Origin of the sequence: Falsibacillus pallidus (genome assembly GCF_050990905.1) — a bacterium.
GTDB lineage: Bacteria > Bacillota > Bacilli > Bacillales > DSM-25281 > Falsibacillus > Falsibacillus pallidus_A.
Map to the genome: position 1 here is coordinate 3707741 of NZ_CP158866.1, position 18574 is coordinate 3726314.

The window sequence follows — 18574 nt, forward strand, 5'->3', positions numbered from 1 at the left end:
GCTTTTTGGCTCATCTAATCTATTTCCGCTTCCCATACACATACGTGACGGCGAGCGCCAGCAGCAGTACGGAGCCTTTGACGATTTCAAACGCGTAGTATGGAAGATTGAGCATAGTCAGCCCGTTCAATAGCACACCGATCAATGCAGCGCCAAAAAAGGTTCCGATGACATTCGGCTTTCCTGCACCCAAAAAAGAGAAGCCGACAAAAACGGAAGCAACAGCCTCCATTAATAGGGGAGAACCAGCGTCAATCTGGCCTGATCCCACGCGTGCCGTGAAAAGGATTCCAGCTAAGGAAGCAAAAATCCCCGAGACGACGTAGGCAATCAGCTTTACCTTATTGACCCTCACCCCTGAAAGATGGGCTGCTTCTTCATTGCCGCCTGTCATGTACAGAATCCTTCCCCATTTCGTATGTTCCAAGATGATGTAGACCACTGCGACAAAAACAAACATGATAATGACCGGTGCCGGGATGCCAAGCCATTTTCCCTGTCCGAGCCATAAAAAGGACGAATAAAAAGAGCCTGGTGCATTGCCGCCTCTGATCAACGGCATATGGTTATAAATCGAATACCCTTCCGTATAGGTCCTGTGAAGTCCAGCAACGACGTACATCGTGCCGAGAGTTGCCAGGAGATCCGGAATTTTCAGCTTCACGATCAACAGCGAATTAAACAGACCGACTGCCGCCCCAACTACTATGGGTAGCAAGATGACCACCCAAATGGGGAGTTCGTACCATACCATCAGCGACGCTGTAATGACCGTCGACAGCGACATGGTTGAACCGACGGATAAGTCGAACCCATTGACGATCAGGGTAAATGTGACGCCTAGTGCCAGCAGAGTGACAATTGAAATGGAGCGCAGTATATCGGATAGGTTGCCATATGTAAGAAAGTGGCTGTTCACCAGGCTGAAATAGATGAGGACGGCAGCCATCAATGCAGCTGCCCCGTATTTAAACAGATACGAAATGTACTTTTCTTTCATGATGTTCTTCCTTTCCCCCACTCGCATAAAGGAGCAGCTGTTCTTCTGTTGTATTTTCACTTTGCAGTTCTTTGACAATCTTCCCGTCCACCATGACGAGGATCCGGTCGGCTACCGCAAGCAGCTCGCTCATTTCGCAGGAGCAGTAAATGATTCCTCTTCCTTCAACAGCAAGCTTGTCGATCAGCTGGTAGATTTCCTGCTTTGCTCCGACATCCACTCCCTTTGTCGGTTCATCGAAAATCATGATTTCAGCATCTTGAGTCAGCCATTTTCCAATGACGACCTTTTGCTGATTTCCGCCGCTTAGATGGTTCACTTCCACATCCTCATCCACTGCTTTTATCCCAAGGTCGGCAATGATCTGGTTCGAAAAGACGCGCTCCCTCGTTTTCCGCAAAAAACCACTCGAAGTGAAGTTTTTCAAGTGAGGAAATGTGAGATTTTTCGTAATCGATTCTCCCATGAACAGCCCTTCTCTTCTTCTTTCTTCAGGTATATAGACAATGTTTGAATCGATGGCGTCAGCCGGATTGTGAAAAATTACATTTTTTCCATGAACGGAAAGGTTCCCATTTTTCAATTTGGAAGCACCGGCCAACAGCTTACATAATTCAGTCTTTCCAGCTCCGACGAGTCCGGCAATTCCAATGACTTCTCCTTTTTTAAGGGCGAAAGAAACATCCTTGACGATTTTCCCGTCGCTGATATGCTTCGCTTCCAGAATTTCATCGCCCGTCTTCCTTGCTGTTTTCGGAGCAAGTTCCTGAAGTTTTTTGCCTAGCATTTCTTTCACAACGTCTTTCATCTCGATTTGGGAGGTGAGTGAGGTCGCAACAGTCCTGCCGTCCCGCATGATCGTCAGCCGATCGGTTATTTCAAAAATCTCCGGGAGCCTGTGGGAAATAAAGATGCAGCCAACTCCCCGCTTTTTCAAAAGCTTGATGACTTGGAAGAGATGCTTCGTCTCTTCCAAGCTTAATGGAGCAGTCGGTTCATCCAGGATGAGAATGGAAGCATCCTGAATGATGGCTCTTGCGATGAGCAATAGCTGTTTTTCAGCAAGTGTCAGTGTTTTCGCCTCTTTTTCCAATGAAATATGGCTGCAATTCAGCTGATCGAGTGCTTTTTTGGCAATGTGCTTCATCTGCTTTTTGGGCAGGAACCACTTTTTAGCTGAAGCGATCTCGTTCAGCATTAAATTATCGAGGACTGACAGCTCTGGAACGATGGCTGTATCGACTTCCTGATAGACGCAATGGATGCCGGATTGCAGTGATTCCCTCGGAGAAGGGAGTGTCCGCTTGCTTCCTGTGATCTCAATTTCTCCTGCATCAGGCTGATGGACGCCCGCAATGATTTTCATCAAGGTGCTTTTTCCCGCTCCATTCGCCCCGAGCAGTGCATGCACTTCCCCTTCCAGCAATTCAAATTGCGCGCCATTCAAAGCCTGATTGCCTCCGAAAGTTTTATGGATATTCTTCATGGTCAATAAAGCCAATGATGCTTCCCCCTTTCCGGGTCTTCCACTGATTTTTTTCTTATTTTCCGTTCTCCAAATCCTTCAGATAATCTGTATTTCCTTGATCACTTGCGCCCCATCCATCAACGTATTGTGACAGCTGATCGGTCGTAACGGACTGCTCCGGCAGCTGATCTCTTTTAACGAACACGGGATTAAGGACGACTTTTGCATCGGTTTGATCCCCATGGAGCTTCTGGTATAAATAGCGCACTTGGATTCGTCCGATATCTTTCGGATCGACTGCTGCGGATGCGATCCAAGGGCTATTTTTATCCTGGATAAGCTGAAGGTCTTCATCGCTCATATCGATTCCGTACACTTTAATTTCGTTTCTACCTGCCTGCTGTATCGCTCTTGCAGCGCCTTTTGCAAACTCATCCCAAGCTGCCCATACGGCCGTGATGTCCCCTTTATTCGGATACTGCTTCAAGATCGCTTCCATTTGAGATTGAGTATCGAGTGCTGTATTTTGGGTAGCGGATCCGAAAGCAGCCACTTCTTCAATGCCCGGGTGGTCCTGCATGAACTGCTTGTAGGCAACCTGGCGTCTTTCCATCGGGGCAAAGCCTGCCACCCAGATCTTAACGATTTTTCCTTTTCCACCAATGTCATCAGACAGTGCGTTTAAGGTCTTCTCTGCCATTTGCTGATCGCCCTGTTCAAGGACTGTTACACCGTCTTCTTGAGTGTCGGCGTCAAACACAACGACTGGAATCTTGCTTGATGCTGCTTTTTTTACGCCTTCAGACAATGCTTCACTTGTACCGTGGTCGATTAATATTCCATCAAAGCCCTGGTTTACTGCTGCATCCAGATTTGAAGCCATTTTTGCCAAATCTCCGTCAGACGTGAAGACTGTGACTTTGCCTCCGAACTTTTCAACCTGCTCCTTCACACCTGCAATGTATTGTGCTGAAAATGTGCCGAGGTTCAACTGCATGATCAAAGCAATTTTCTTATTCGCCAATGGATTATCCTTCTTCACTTTTGCATCAACAGAACCGGATTCTCCGCCTGTTTCCGCGCTCGGCTGGCATGCCGCCAGAAGCCCCACCAATACTACAACGATTAAGAACAATGACACGAGTCTCTTTTTCAATTTTCTTCTCCCCTAAATTTCATATTTTTGTATTTTTGTTTTTGGCGTCATGCTCCCTTCGTCCAGAGCCGGCATTCTGAACGAAAAAAAGCCTCTTTTCCCTAGGAAAAGAGGCTTTTGATTATGACATCACCTTCTCTTATCTCCCAGGATCACTCCTGCAGGATTTAGCACCTTTCCGCAAAATGCGGTAGGTTGCCGGGCGTCATCGGGCCAGTCCCTCAGCCAACTCTTTATAAGAGGTATTCAATTGTGATTCAGACTGGCGGCAAATGCCTGCAGTCTGAATTGAGATTAACGTACTTTTTTCACATGCGATAAAAGTAATACTAAATATACTCAGCAGAATTGTCAATATTCTTTTTATTTAAAATTATAAATAATTTGCAAAAAAATAATTTTACATTCGTTCTGGGCAATCTAATGGTCAAAGGAGGTAATGGCAGATGGCAAGAAGAAAAATTCTCGTTCCGGAGTCCCGAGCAGCCCTTGATCAATTGAAAGCGAGAGTCACAGGTGCTGCCGACCCGGCTGATGCAAAATTCGAAGCAGCCAGGGAGCAGGGAATCCCGCTGCAAAAAGGCTACAACGGAAAACTTACGTCCGAAGAAGCCGGAAAAGTCGGCGGCCGCATCGGTGGAAGCATGGTCCAGGAGCTCATCCGAATGGCTAAAAACAACCTAAAAGATTAAAACATTTAGTTCGACAAAAACCAACAAAAACCGGGCGGTGCCTGTCACCTGGAGTGTGAGGCGCTGGAGCTGGACAGAACTTCACAAAAAGAAACCGGGGGTGACAGGCACCTGCCTGTTTCACCCCCGGTTTTTTGTTTGGGTTTATTTTTGGTTTTGGATGGAAGCGTTGATGAATTCACGGAACAATGGCTGCGGCCTTGTTGGTCTTGATGTGAATTCAGGGTGGAATTGAGATGCTACGAACCAAGGATGGTCTGCAAGCTCAATGACCTCTACAAGGCGTCCGTCAGGGCTTGTCCCTGAGAATAGGAAACCTGCGTCTTCCATTTGCTGACGATAGTGGTTATTGAACTCATAGCGATGGCGATGGCGCTCATATACCACTTCTTCGTTGTACGCTTCAAATGCTTTTGTTCCTGGAGTCAGTTTGCATGGATACAAACCAAGTCTCAATGTTCCGCCCATATCCTCGATATCTTTTTGCTCAGGAAGCAAATCGATCATTGGGTATGGAGTATCCGGCTGGATTTCTGCAGAATGTGCACCTTCAAGGCCAAGTGCATGACGTGCGAATTCAACTGTCGCCAGCTGCATGCCCAAGCAGATTCCAAGGAATGGAACTTTGTTTTCACGTGCATATTTAGTCGCAAGGATTTTCCCTTCGATTCCGCGGTCTCCGAATCCGCCGGGAACAAGGATTCCGTCTGCATCGCTCAAGTAATCTTGTACATTTTCAGCTGTTACATGTTCAGAATTGATCCAGTTGATTTCAACATCGGCATCAAATGCATATCCTGCATGTTTCAATGCTTCAACAACAGAAATATAGGCATCTTGAAGCTCAACATACTTCCCTACTAAAGCAATTGTTGTTTTGCCTTTGAGGTTTGTCACTTTCTCAACTAGCTCTTTCCACTCTGTCATGTCCGCATCATGCGTTTCAAGCTTCAAATGATCGACAGTCAGCTGATCAAGGTGCTGCTCTTGAAGGGCAAGAGGGATGGAATAGAGTGTATCCGCATCTTGGCACTCGATAACAGCATTCTTATCGATGTCGCAGAATAGAGCAATTTTATCTTTCATATCTTGGGACATCGGCATTTCTGTACGAACTACGATCACCGTTGGCTGGATTCCAAGGCTGCGAAGTTCTTTAACACTGTGCTGAGTCGGCTTCGTTTTCATTTCCCCTGCCGCTTTGATGTAAGGAACAAGTGTACAGTGGATGTACATCACATTGTCGCGTCCCACATCGCTCTTGATTTGACGGATGGCTTCCAAGAAAGGAAGGGATTCGATGTCTCCTACTGTTCCACCGATTTCTGTGATAACGACATCTGCATTTGTTTCACGTCCTGCACGGAAAACGCGCTCCTTGATTTCATTGGTGATATGAGGAATGACTTGAACAGTTCCTCCCAAATAATCGCCGCGGCGCTCTTTCTTCAGTACTGTGGAATAAATTTTACCAGTCGTTACACTGCTGTATTTCGTTAAGTTGATATCAACAAAACGCTCATAGTGGCCAAGGTCAAGATCCGTTTCCGCACCATCATCAGTTACGAAAACTTCCCCATGCTGGTAAGGGCTCATTGTCCCTGGATCCACGTTAATGTATGGATCGAATTTTTGAATTGTTACACTCAAGCCGCGGTTTTTCAAAAGGCGCCCCAATGAAGCTGCGGTAATCCCTTTTCCTAGTGATGAAACTACACCGCCGGTTACGAAAATATATTTTGTCACGTCTGTTTCCCCTTCCTGTTGAGTCTTTCTGTTCTACATATAGAATCAGCAAAACTGATAATTCATAATCAATTTTTTTATGATAGGGGGTTAAAAAAACAAAAACGCCCCACTGACAAAATGTAGTGGGAGCGTTATAGTCATCTCATTGTCCCTTTTTAGGGAGCCCAAATAAAATAGTAACTGCGTCTTGAATAGAAGTCAAGAGGATTATAAATCTTCCTCTTCTTCTTCGATCTCATCCTCAAGCTCTTCCTCTTCTTCTTCATCATCGCCAAGATCATAGTCGTCGTCTTCGATTAAATCGTCTTCGATTTCTTCCTCTTCATCCAGATCATCGAAGTCCTCATCTTCGTCGTCATCGTCATCATCATCGTCTTCGACAAGATCTTCTTCTTCGAAATCATCCAGATCATCGTAATCGAAATCTTCTTCTTCGATTTCTTCAAGATCCTCATCTTCAACTTTCTTCGCCTTCTTCTTACGAGGCTTGATTGTTGGAGCTGTTTCTTCTTCCTGCTGGTCAATCGGGTACCATTCACGAAGACCCCAGCGATTGTCACCAAGGGTAATGAAACTGCCGTCTACGTTCAAATCCGTATAAAATTGGACCAGACGTCCACGAGCAGCCTCTTTGTCTATTTCTAAAATACTTGAAATTTCTTCAACCAAATCATTGAAAGCTACAGCTTGCTTTCTCTCTTTTAAGATTTCAAATGCCAACTCAATAAATGACATTTCTTTCATTTCGTCTTTGGACATTTCTTTCAAACTCAAATCCGGCACTTCCTTTCTCTATTTCACACTCTATTAATCAAAGGCTGTTTTCGATCGAAAAATCCCTAATCATAAGAGTAAAAGGGTATAATTCCGCAAATTCTTAGTAGAATACACATAATCCATTATAAACAAATGTAAAACATTTATGCTAGATTTATGTAGCATTTCCCATAATTTTTTGCTTGGAGCATGGTAAAGGAAAATTGCTAGAAAAAACGATAGCCTATGTTTCCGTTATTGAAATTGCCTGTAAATGAATGGAAAAGCGAAGAAACCGGTATGGTTCTTCGCTTTTCTCTGTCCAGCTCCAGCGCCCAGCCCCTCGAGTCATAAGTCGATCCTCTACGGAAATCAGGATTTCCTTCGAGGTCCGCCTTATGCTGGTCGGGGCTACCCGGGCGCTTCCGCTTTTCTATTTGTCTAGCTCCGCCGGCTAGAGGCTGGGAGGTTTCCTTCAGCACACTTACGATAAGTCAACATCGGATCGCTTCGCTCTCCGTGTTTCCTTTATCTCGTAGTGCTTCAGTCCAACCTCGGCGCCTCTGTTCAAGCCGGCTTCGCTTTTCTACCTACATATTCCGTCTATACTGCCCGCCTACTTGGTATAGTGCCTGGGTGATTTGGCCGAGGCTGGCTACTTTTACGGTTTCCATGAGTTCGGCGAAGATGTTGCCGCCTGTCATGGCTGTTTCTTTGAGTTTGTCGATCGCCGCTTGGGTTTCGTCCTTGTTTGCATCTTGGAAGGAACGAAGGTTTTGGATTTGTGTTTCTTTTTCTTCTTTGGTTGCCCGGGCAAGTTCGATGTTGTTCATTTCTTCCTCGGACGGCGGGTTCGGGTTCAAGTATGTGTTGACGCCGATGATCGGAAGTTCGCCTGTGTGTTTTTTCATTTCGTAGAACATGGATTCTTCCTGGATTTTTCCGCGCTGGTACTGTGTTTCCATCGCGCCAAGGACGCCTCCGCGGTCGTTGATTCTTTCGAATTCCTGAAGGACCATTTCTTCTACGAGGTCTGTCAGTTCTTCTACGATGAAAGAGCCTTGCAGTGGATTTTCGTTTTTGGACAATCCGTGCTCTTTTGTAATGATCATCTGGATGGCCATTGCACGGCGAACGGATTCTTCCGTCGGTGTTGTGATGGCTTCGTCATACGCATTTGTATGAAGGGAGTTGCAGTTATCCTGCAATGCCATCAGCGCTTGAAGCGTCGTGCGGATATCGTTGAAATCGATTTCCTGTGCGTGCAGGGAGCGGCCGGATGTCTGGATGTGGTACTTCAACTTTTGGCTGCGCTCGTTGGCACCGTATTTATTTTTCATGACAGTCGCCCAGATTCTGCGTGCCACGCGGCCGATCACAGTATACTCCGGATCCAATCCATTCGAGAAGAAGAAGGATAGGTTCGGTGCAAAGTCATCAATGTTCATGCCGCGGCTCAAGTAGTATTCCACGTAGGTGAATCCGTTCGCAAGCGTGAAGGCCAACTGGGAAATCGGGTTGGCTCCCGCTTCTGCGATGTGATAGCCGGAAATCGACACTGAATAATAGTTCCGGACGCTGTTATGGATGAAGTAATCCTGGATATCACCCATCATGCGAAGGGCGAATTCTGTTGAGAAGATGCACGTGTTCTGGCCTTGGTCTTCTTTCAGGATATCCGCCTGCACGGTGCCCCGGACGGTTTTCAGCGTCATCGCCTTCACTTCATTGTATTCTTCAGCTGTCAATGAACGGCCGAGCTCTTCTTCCTTCTTTTCCACCTGCTGTTTGATGGCTGTATTCATGAACATGGCCAAGATGATCGGCGCCGGTCCATTGATGGTCATTGAAACAGATGTGGATGGATGGCAGAGGTCGAATCCAGCGTAAAGCTTGTTCATATCCTCAAGGGTACAGATGCTGACGCCGCTCTCTCCGACTTTTCCGTAGATGTCCGGACGGTAGTCAGGATCTTCCCCGTAAAGTGTGACTGAATCGAATGCGGTGCTCAAACGTTTGGCATCGTCATCCTTCGATAGATAATGGAAGCGGCGGTTCGTTCTTTCCGGCGTTCCTTCTCCGGCAAATTGGCGCTTCGGATCTTCGCCTTGGCGTTTGAACGGGAATACCCCTGCTGTATATGGGAAGGATCCCGGTACGTTCTCTTTATAGACCCATTTCAAGATTTCGCCGTAGTCTTCATATTTCGGAAGCGCCACTTTTGGAATATCGAGTCCTGATAAGCTCTTGACAGTCAGTTCTGTGACGATTTCCTTGTCGCGGATTTTGGTGACGAATTGGGTTCCGCTGTATTTCTCGCGAAGTTCGCTCCATCCGCTCAAAACTTTTTTCGATTGAGGAGATAGTTTTTCTTCGACGTCTTTTTTCAACGCTTCAAGTGAAGACAGAACCTCTTCATTTCTTTCCTTTTCCGTGACCGCAGCAATGGCCCCTTCGAGCTGGAACAAACGGCGTGCCAATTGCACCTGCTCTTCCGCTTCTTTATGATAGTTGCGGACAGTATCAGAGATTTCACGAAGGTAGTAGCGTCTATTGTTCGGAATGATGACATTCTGTTTTTCTACTTTGACGTTTTTGGAAAATGGTACATTCCAGTCGAGAGTCATTTTTTCATTGATTTTTTCAACCAATGCAGCGAATAGGGCGTTTGTGCCCGGATCGTTGAATTGGCTCGCAATTGTTCCGTAGACAGGCATTTCTGAAAGGTCTTTATCAAAGAGCATATGGCTGCGCTGATATTGCTTTTGCACCTGGCTCCTTGCATCTTCGGACCCTTTGCGCTCAAATTTATTGATGACGATCAAATCGGCATAGTCGATCATATCGATTTTTTCAAGCTGTGAAGGGGCTCCGAATTCACTTGTCATAACGTACATGGAAAGATCGCAGATTTCTGTGATTTCTGCATCCCCCTGCCCGATCCCGCTCGTTTCAACGATGACCAGGTCATAGTTGGCAGCCTTCACTACATTGATCGCGTCTTTGATTGCCAAAGAAAGCTCTGACTTCGATCCACGCGTCGCTAAGCTTCTCATGTAGATGCGCGGAGAGGAGATGGCATTCATGCGGATGCGGTCTCCGAGCAGGGCCCCGCCTGTTTTTTGCTTCGTGGGATCAACGGAAAGGACAGCGATTTTCTTTTCCGGAATTTCATTGATGAAGCGTCGGATTAGTTCGTCCGTCAATGAACTTTTCCCTGCTCCGCCTGTTCCCGTAATTCCGACGACCGGAACAGTATTGGCCAATGTACGGACCTCTGCGAAAATGCCCTCGGCAGTTGCTGCTGCTTCCTTGTTCTCGCCGATTTGATATTCTGCAAGAGTGATAAGCTTGGAAATCGTCGGGACATGGCCATCCTTCAATTTTTCGATTTCTTGGCGGATGGATTCCGTTACAGTCGGGTGGTCGCATTCCTCAAGCATTCTGTTGATCATCCCTTGAAGGCCAAGATTCCGGCCGTCATCAGGTGAAAAGATGCCGGCGATCCCGTAGTCATGCAGCTCCTTAATTTCCCGAGGAATGATGACCCCACCGCCGCCGCCGTAGATCTTGATATGGTCTGCGCCTTTTTCCTTCAGAAGGTCATACATATATTTGAAATATTCAACGTGTCCGCCTTGGTAGGATGAAATTGCAATCCCTTGCACATCTTCGTGGATCGCTGCCTGCACGACTTCCTCTACTGAACGGTTGTGCCCTAAGTGGATGACTTCCGCTCCGCTGGACTGCAGAATCCTTCTCATGATATTGATTGAGGCATCATGTCCATCGAACAAACTGGATGCTGTGACAAAGCGAATATGGTGCTTTGGTTTATAAACTTCTGTTTGATTCATCGTTCTCCCCCTGTTCCCACTGTTGTTTTGTACCCTTTGATTCCTGAGAATAATAGATCGGTTTGAATCGAAATGTATTCCTCGATGGTCCATTGCTTCCTGAGCGCCCATCTTCTGAAGCCCCACATCTGGCCTTGGACGAAGATGTTATGGGCAAGCATGTGGACATGATGTGAATCGATGTCGAGCTCGCCGTTTTCCTGGCATCTCATGATCAGCGTTTCGAACATGCCAACCATTTCCAATTCTTTTTTCAATACGTAAGGAAGGGCGTCTTTTGTCAAAGACTTGACCTCCTGATACATGACAAGCACTTCATCCTGCATTTCGTCCATTATTTTAAAATAATACGCAATGCCGAGCCGCAGGCTTTCAAGCGTCCCCTGGCTCGTATCCATTCCCTGCAGGCGGTCGCGCACCTGGTCGTAGATGCTGTCGCACACCAGATAGAGGATATCTTCCTTCGTCCGTATATATTCGTAGAGCGTCCCGATGCTGAAGCCGGCCGCACTGGCAATCTCCCGTGTCGTGGTCCGGTGAAAGCCTTTCTTTTTAAAAAGGGCTACAGCTCCCCTGATCATCTGGTCCCTTCTTTTCATTACCAGCCGTTCATCCTTGACTGATGCATGGACTTCACGTTTTTTATTCAAAAACCTCCACCTCCCCTTTCGTTCGTTTTCCCCTTTGGTTGTTGAAGAAGACGAAGCTATGTTTACTCTTCGTCTTCTTTTTTTCTCTATTGGTTGATCCTTACTTATTTTGTCAGCATGCGGCTGATGACCAGACGCTGGATTTCCTGTGTTCCTTCATAGATTTGCGTGATTTTCGCATCTCTCATGTAGCGCTCGACCGGATAGTCTTTTGTATAGCCGTATCCACCGAAGACTTGAACCGCTTCTGTCGTCACTTTCATCGCTGTGTCGCCAGCCATGAGTTTAGACATGGCAGATTCTTTACCGTATGGAAGCCCTTCGGATTCAAGCCATGCCGCTTGATACGTCAATAGTCTGGAAGCTTCGATGCTTGTCGCCATATCCGCAAGTTTGAAGGAAATTCCTTGATTGGCTGCGATCGGCTTACCGAATTGCTGGCGCTCTTTCGCGTAGTTGACAGATGCATCAAGGGCACCTTGGGCAATTCCCACTGCCTGAGCAGCGATTCCGTTGCGTCCTCCATCAAGCGTCATCATGGCAATCTTGAAGCCTTCGCCAACTTCACCTAAGATGTTTTCTTTTGGCACACGGCAGTCCTCGAAGATGATCTCAGTAGTTGGGGATGAACGGATCCCGAGTTTTTTCTCCTTCTTCCCGACGGAGAATCCTGCGAAGTCCTTCTCGACGATGAATGCCGTTGTCCCACGTTGTTTTTGGCTTGGGTCTGTCAAAGCAAACACTACATAGATGTCAGCGATGCCGCCGTTTGTAATGAAGATCTTGGATCCGTTCAGAATATAATCGCCGCCGTCTTCGCGCGCAGTCGTCCTCATGCCGCCGGCGTCAGAACCTGAACCAGGCTCAGTCAATCCGTAGGCGCCGATTTTCTCTCCTTGCGCCATCGGTCTTAAATACTTCTGCTTCTGCTCTTCTGAACCGAACTTGTAGATCGGCCAGCCAGCCAATGAAGTATGCGCGGAAAGCGTCACACCCGTTGATGCACAGACGCGGGAAAGCTCTTCAACCGCGATGCAGTAAGCCAAATAGTCAAACCCGATGCCGCCGTACTCTTCCGGCCAAGGAATGCCCGTCAATCCAAGCTCCGCCATTTTATCGAAGATTTCGCGGTCAAAGCGCTCCTCTTCATCTCTTTCAGCTGCAGTCGGCGCCACTTCATTCACGGCAAAATCGCGCACCATTTTTCTTAGCATTTCATGTTCTTCTGTCAATTTAAAATTCATGTTCGTTTCCTCCGTCCGGTAAAAGTCTATTTAGTCAGATGTTTGCTGACGACAATTCGTTGAATTTCACTTGTTCCTTCATAAATTTCGGTGATTTTTGCATCACGGAAATAACGCTCCACTGGGTAGTCTTCTGTATAGCCGTAGCCGCCAAATACCTGGATGGCTTCGGTTGCCGTTTCTACTGCTGCTTTAGATGCAAACAGCTTCGCGATGGATGCTTCTTTTCCACAAGGCTCCCCTTCTGCCCTGAGGCTGGCCGCACGGTATACAAGAAGCTTGGCTGCTTCTACATTTGTGGCCATATCCGCGAGCTTGAAGCCGATTCCCTGCTGGGCTGCAATCGGCTTGCCGAATTGAACGCGTTCTTTTGCATACTCGACTGCTTTTTCCAATGCTGCCTCTGCAATCCCAAGCGCCTGGGCGGCGATGCCGATCCTTCCGACGTCGAGGTTTGCCAAAGCGATTTTGAACCCGTCTCCTTCTTCCCCAAGCATGTTTTCCACGGGCACCATCATATCTTCAAACGTCAGCTGGACTGTACGGGATCCATGAAGGCCCATCTTATGTTCATCCTTGCCGATGATGAGGCCCGGCGTCCCTTTTTCTACGATGAATGCTGAGATTCCTCGGCTTCCTTTTGATGGATCGGTGGAGGCGAATACAATGTAGACATCCGCTTCCCCGCCATTAGTGATGAAAACTTTTGAGCCGTTGATGACGTAGTGTCCATCTTTTTTCACCGCTTTAGACTTCAGGCTTCCAGCGTCTGAACCTGCACTCGGTTCTGTCAGGCAGAAAGCACCCAAGTATTCCCCTGATGCCAGCTTTGTGACATACTTTTGCTTCTGCTCTTCATTTCCGAAGTAAAGGATCGGGTTCGTCCCTACCGAAGTATGTACGGACAGGATGACCCCTACTGTCGCACTGACTTTGGATAGTTCATTGATGGCAATGATATAGGAGGTGAAATCCATTTCGGATCCGCCGTATTTTTCTGGGGTAGTGATCCCCATCAGGCCCAGTTCAGCCATTTTCTTTAATATTTCACGCGGAAATTCCCCCGCTTCCATTCTTTCGATGAATGGAGCGATTTCTGCTTCAGCAAAGTCGCGGACCATCTTCCGCATCATTTCCTGTTCTTCTGTAAACCGTAGTTCCATCTTTCTCCCCTCCGCGCCGTTGTTCGTGTTGTTGATTCTTTAAGGCCGTTTTCGTAGAGACTGTTGTTAAAATCCAAATGCCGATTTTAACGTAAAATTAGTTATTTTGTACGTTGAAATAGAAATCACAGCTCTTTTCTCGCTATTTAAGATATAGAGGCTAAAACTTTGCTTCAACAAACCTATTATGTTAGCTAAAAGCAACAAAGTTTGAGAAAAGAGCCTTCTTTAATCAGCTATACGTATAGAAGCCTCTGCCGGATTTCTTACCGAGCCAGCCAGCCTTCACATACTTGCGGAGAAGCGGGCATGGACGGTATTTGTCATCGCCGAATCCTTCGTGCAGGGTCTCCATGATGTAAAGGCATGTATCAAGGCCGATGAAGTCTGCCAATGTGAGCGGCCCCATCGGATGGTTCATCCCAAGCTTCATGACCTCATCGATCGCTTCGACCGTCGCCACACCTTCATAAAGGGTATAGATGGCTTCATTGATCATCGGCATCAAAATTCTGTTAGAAACAAATCCTGGGAAATCATTCACTTCGACAGGCACTTTGTTCAAGGATTTCGTCATATCTTCGATTGCTTGATACACTTCATCTGCCGTTGCCAGGCCGCGGATGATTTCTACCAGCTTCATGACCGGCACCGGATTCATGAAATGCATGCCAATGACTTTTTCCGGGCGCTTCGTTGCTGCGGCAATTTCTGTGATCGGCAATGAGGATGTATTGGACGCTAAAATCGTATGTTCAGGCGCAATTTCATCAAGCTGGGCGAAGATCTTTGTTTTGATATCCATGTTCTCCACAGCTGCTTCAATTACGATGTCTACATTTTCTGCATCCTGCAGATTAGTAGATTGCTTGATGTTTCCTAAAACAGAAGTCTTCTCATCTTCTGTCATGCGGCCTTTCTCTACATTGCGGGAAAGGTTCTTGGTAATGACGCCAAGACCGCGCTCCACGAATTCCGGCTTCAAGTCGTTCAAATAGACATCAAAGCCTGCCTGTGCACATACCTGTGCAATCCCTGAACCCATTTGGCCTGCTCCGATTACCATCACTTTTTTAATGTTCATCTATGTTTCCTCCCCTTTGGTTGCTAGTAAAACGAATTAGTTTTTCGGTACTTCGATCATTACGGCATCGCCTTGGCCACCGCCTGAACAGATGGCTGCAATTCCGATTCCGCCGCCGCGGCGTTTCAGCTCATATGCCAGAGTCAGGATGATGCGGGCTCCGGAAGCTCCGATTGGATGTCCAAGGGCGATCGCCCCGCCGTTGACGTTCACTTTTTCCGGATCAAGGCCGGCAATTTTGCTGCTTGCCAGTGAAACGGCAGCAAATGCTTCATTGATTTCGAATAAGTCGATTTCCTCAAGTGATTTTCCTGTCTTTTTGAGCAGTTCATTGATGACGAGCCCAGGAGTCTGCGGGAAATCTTTTGCTTCCACCGCAATGGCAGCATGGCCGATGATTGCGGCTAACGGCGTCTTTCCTTCTTTCTCCGCACGCTCTTCACTCATCAACAGCATTGCAGCTGCACCGTCATTCACTCCCGGCGCATTCCCGGCAGTGATCGTACCATCGTGGTCAAAGACCGGACCGAGCTTTTGCAGCTTCTCAATCGATGTATCTTTCCGCGGTGCTTCATCCGTGCTTACGATGATTGGATCGCCTTTTCTCTGTTTGATGGAAACCGGCACGATTTCCTCTGCATATAGACCATCTTCCATCGCACTGACGGCACGCTGGTGGCTTCTTAATGCCCATTCATCCTGCTGCTCTCTTGTAAGCTCAAATTCTCTTGCTGTTGAATTTCCGTATGTTCCCATGTGCACTCCATTGAAAGAGCATGTAAGCCCGTCGTGGATCATCAAATCTTTGACCGCAGAATCACCCATCCTGAATCCCCATCTTGCTTTCGGCAGGATATACGGCGCGTTTGACATGGACTCCATTCCGCCTGCGAGGATGACCTCGCCGTCCCCCGCACGGATGATTTGATCCGCGAGCGTCACGCTTCTCATTCCGGAAGCACAGACTTTATTGATCGTTTCTGTTTTCACTTCCCATGGAAGCCCGGCGTGGCGTGCAGCCTGCCTTGAAGGAATCTGGCCCTGTCCGCCTTGAAGGACGGATCCCAAGATGACTTCTTCTACCTTTTCTGCTTGAATGTCCGCACGCTTCAACGTTTCAGCCAGCGCAATGCCGCCTAATTCTGAAGCTGTCAAGGAACTGAGCGCCCCTCCCATTTTTCCGAAAGGTGTACGGGCACCACTGATAATCACTGTTTTTGCCATGAAGAATCTCTCCTTTTCGTTTCATTTCAAGTGTAGGTAAACGCTTACAAATATTCGACTGAACGCTCGCTCGGAGCTTCCCAATAAGGAAAGGGACAAGACTGCCCCTTATGAAAACGCTTCATATGTTTATATTTTACAAGAAAAATAGCCGGAATAAAAACATTTTATAAATAATTCGAAAAATTATCTATTTCACATCAATTCCGGCTATTGTATTCACTTAAATTTACTTTTGGTTAATTAAGACACAAGCGTAGAAGGACCGATTGATCCGCAAACCGCTTTTTCAAGCAGCTCTGCCACGTCGTAAGTGCTGACGTTCTCTTCGACTTCCTTGGCTTTTGTTCCATCGGAGAGCATTGTCAAGCAGTAAGGACATCCAGAACTGATGACGGATGGATTCACAGCAAGCGCCTGCTCCGTACGAGCGACGTTGACGCGGTGGCCAGTATCTTCTTCCATCCACATCAATCCGCCTCCAGCTCCGCAGCACATTCCTTTTTCGCGGTTTCTTTCCATTTCGATGAGCTTGACTCCAGGAATGGATTTTAAGATTTCGCGAGGAGGATCGTACACTTCATTGTAGCGGCCAAGGTAGCAGGAATCATGGAATGTGATGGTTTCATTCACTTCAAATTTAGGCTTCAAGCGCCCTTCCTCTACAAGCTTCGCAAGAACTTCTGTGTGATGGTATACTTCCGCCTGCAATCCAAAGTCAGGATATTCGTTTTTGAAAATATTGTAGGCATGCGGGTCGATCGTGACGATTTTCTTCACTTCGTTCTTTTCGAATTCCGCAATGTTCGCCTGTGCAAGCTCCTGGAACAAGAACTCATTTCCTAAACGGCGCGGTGTATCTCCTGAGTTCTTTTCCTTGTTTCCTAAAATCGCGAACTTCACGCCTGCTTCGTTCATCAGCTTAGCGAAGGACAAAGCGATTTTTTGGCTTCGGTTGTCAAAAGATCCCATAGATCCGACCCAGAATAAATATTCGAATTCTTCATCGGCTTTTTTCATTTCTTTTACCGTTGGAACGACGACATCTTCGCGTGCTTCACGCCAGTTCTCGCGCTCTTTCCGGTTCAATCCCCAAGGGTTTCCTTGGCGTTCGATGTTTTGCATCGCTCTTTGCGCATCCGCATCCATCTTACCTTCCGTCAAAACAAGGTAGCGGCGCATATCGATGATTTTATCCACGTGTTCATTCATGACCGGACATTGATCTTCACAGTTGCGGCAAGTCGTACATGCCCAGATTTCTTCTTCTGTGATGACTTCCCCAATCATGCTTGCACTGTATGCCAATCCTGCTGCCGCTTCCTCTGCTCCCTGCCCGGCTGCTGCCATGGCAATCTGATTGCCCTTCGTGTTGGAAAACGCGAATGTCGGCACCCATGGCTGTTTCGATGTCACGGCTGCACCGTGGTTTGTTAAATGATCGCGCAGCTTCACAATCAAGTCCATCGGAGAAAGCATTTTTCCTGTACCAGTTGCCGGACACATATTCGTGCATCGTCCGCATTCTACACAGGCATATAAATCAATCAGCTGAAGCTGGTTAAAGTCCTCGATCTTCCCGACCCCGAAGGATTCCTGGGATTCATCTTCAAAATCGATCGCTTTCAGCTTCCCTGCATTTTCCAACCGGTTGAAATAAACGTTGGCCGGTCCTGCAATCAAGTGAGCGTGCTTGGACTGCGGCACATATACTAGGAACCCAAGCAGGAACGTCAGATGGATCCACCATGCGATATAGAAAATCGTGATGGCCGCTGTCTTCCCGATTGCCCCAAGCGCCATGGCAATAAGCGATGCCACAGGCTCTGTCCATGACACTTCTTCTCCATGCCAGATGATGCCCATTCCGTTTCCAATCAAGACGGAAAGCATCAATCCACCGATGAAGATAAGGACAAGTCCTGATTTAAATCCTCTCTTCAAACGGACCAATTTCTCCACATATCTGCGGTAGAACGCCCATACAACCGCTACTAGAATGACAAGCGTAACGATTTCCTGGAAGAACGTGAACCCTGCATAAAGCGGCCCAAGCGGCAAATGCGAATCAGGATTGATTCCTTTCCAAATGAAATCAATCGCACCGAATTGGACAAGAAGGAAGCCATAGAAAAACATGACGTGGATAGCCCCACTCTTTTTGTCCTTCAAAAGCTTCTTCTGTCCGAATACGTTGACCCAGATCTTCCGCATCCGTTCTTTCACATTGTTATCAAACTCAGCTTTTTTGCCGAGCTTAATGTATTCGATTCTTGTCTTTACCACATATACAAACAAGCTGATTGCGTAAGCGGTTACAAGAAGAAATGCAATAAGGTTTACCCAAAGTAATCCATTCATCTCTGCTGACCTCTCCCTTCAAAAATTCTGTCTGTAATCCCCTTTGTTGAAACTTTTAAAAAGAAATTAATTTTCTGAAAAACTATATAGTTCCATTATATAATGAATGAGCATTCAGTCAACAACTTTTCAAAATGTTTTCTTCCAGCTGCACAATTTTTCTTTCTTTT

At 47.0% G+C, this 18574-nt stretch carries 13 protein-coding genes and 1 riboswitch; of the genes, 1 reads left to right on the forward strand and 12 read right to left on the reverse strand.

Features of this window, described 5'->3' with window-relative positions; all coding sequences use genetic code 11:
- Positions 1–19: 19 nt before the first annotated feature.
- From ABTV07_RS19100 to ABTV07_RS19110, 3 genes are read right to left on the reverse strand one after another with little or no spacing between them, the layout of a single operon-like run.
- Entirely contained in the window at positions 20–1000 is a 981-nt protein-coding gene (locus ABTV07_RS19100) for an ABC transporter permease (protein ID WP_433745442.1), read from the reverse strand.
- The gene (locus ABTV07_RS19105) at positions 969–2501 is read right to left on the reverse strand and encodes a sugar ABC transporter ATP-binding protein (protein WP_433745445.1); all 1533 of its coding nucleotides are present in this window, start codon (positions 2499–2501) and stop codon (positions 969–971) included. The genes ABTV07_RS19100 and ABTV07_RS19105 overlap by 32 nt, the downstream gene beginning before the upstream one ends.
- A 40-nt stretch (positions 2502–2541) precedes the next feature.
- Positions 2542–3624, reverse strand: a complete 1083-nt coding sequence (locus tag ABTV07_RS19110) for a sugar ABC transporter substrate-binding protein (RefSeq protein ID WP_433745448.1) — start codon at positions 3622–3624, stop codon at positions 2542–2544.
- A gap of 136 nt (positions 3625–3760) precedes the next feature.
- Positions 3761–3866: riboswitch (SAM riboswitch) on the reverse strand.
- 204 nt (positions 3867–4070) lie between these two features.
- Between ABTV07_RS19110 and ABTV07_RS19115 the strand changes: the two genes are divergently transcribed.
- On the forward strand, positions 4071–4316 hold the full coding sequence (locus tag ABTV07_RS19115; RefSeq protein ID WP_433745451.1) for an alpha/beta-type small acid-soluble spore protein: 246 nt from the start codon (positions 4071–4073) through the stop codon (positions 4314–4316).
- Positions 4317–4460: 144 nt separating this feature from the next.
- Here the strand turns inward: ABTV07_RS19115 and ABTV07_RS19120 are convergent, their stop codons facing one another.
- The 9 genes from ABTV07_RS19120 to ABTV07_RS19160 all read right to left on the reverse strand — a co-directional run bounded on the left by ABTV07_RS19120 (position 4461) and on the right by ABTV07_RS19160 (position 18404).
- Positions 4461–6062, reverse strand: a complete 1602-nt coding sequence (locus ABTV07_RS19120; RefSeq protein WP_433745454.1) for a CTP synthase — start codon at positions 6060–6062, stop codon at positions 4461–4463.
- Positions 6063–6272: 210 nt separating this feature from the next.
- Positions 6273–6839, reverse strand: coding sequence for a DNA-directed RNA polymerase subunit delta (gene rpoE, locus ABTV07_RS19125; RefSeq protein ID WP_433745457.1), 567 nt, complete (start codon positions 6837–6839; stop codon positions 6273–6275).
- Between the two features lie 572 nt (positions 6840–7411).
- Positions 7412–10678 carry a fused isobutyryl-CoA mutase/GTPase IcmF gene (icmF, locus tag ABTV07_RS19130; RefSeq protein WP_433745459.1) on the reverse strand — a complete coding sequence of 1089 codons (3267 nt, stop codon included), beginning with the start codon at positions 10676–10678 and terminating at the stop codon, positions 7412–7414.
- Positions 10675–11277, reverse strand: coding sequence for a TetR/AcrR family transcriptional regulator (locus tag ABTV07_RS19135; RefSeq protein ID WP_114745893.1), 603 nt, complete (start codon positions 11275–11277; stop codon positions 10675–10677). Before ABTV07_RS19135 ends, icmF begins: the two co-directional genes overlap by 4 nt.
- Positions 11278–11432: 155 nt before the next feature.
- Positions 11433–12572, reverse strand: coding sequence for an acyl-CoA dehydrogenase (locus ABTV07_RS19140; RefSeq protein ID WP_433745462.1), 1140 nt, complete (start codon positions 12570–12572; stop codon positions 11433–11435).
- Positions 12573–12598: 26 nt separating this feature from the next.
- On the reverse strand, positions 12599–13735 hold the full coding sequence (locus ABTV07_RS19145) for an acyl-CoA dehydrogenase (RefSeq protein WP_433745464.1): 1137 nt from the start codon (positions 13733–13735) through the stop codon (positions 12599–12601).
- 232 nt (positions 13736–13967) lie between these two features.
- On the reverse strand, positions 13968–14819 hold the full coding sequence (locus tag ABTV07_RS19150) for a 3-hydroxybutyryl-CoA dehydrogenase (RefSeq protein ID WP_433745467.1): 852 nt from the start codon (positions 14817–14819) through the stop codon (positions 13968–13970).
- Positions 14820–14855: 36 nt separating this feature from the next.
- Positions 14856–16043 (reverse strand): acetyl-CoA C-acetyltransferase, encoded by a 1188-nt coding sequence (locus ABTV07_RS19155; protein ID WP_433745470.1) that lies wholly within the window; start codon positions 16041–16043, stop codon positions 14856–14858.
- A 243-nt stretch (positions 16044–16286) separates the two neighbouring features.
- Positions 16287–18404 carry a heterodisulfide reductase-related iron-sulfur binding cluster gene (locus tag ABTV07_RS19160; RefSeq protein ID WP_433745473.1) on the reverse strand — a complete coding sequence of 706 codons (2118 nt, stop codon included), beginning with the start codon at positions 18402–18404 and terminating at the stop codon, positions 16287–16289.
- Positions 18405–18574 lie beyond the last annotated feature (170 nt).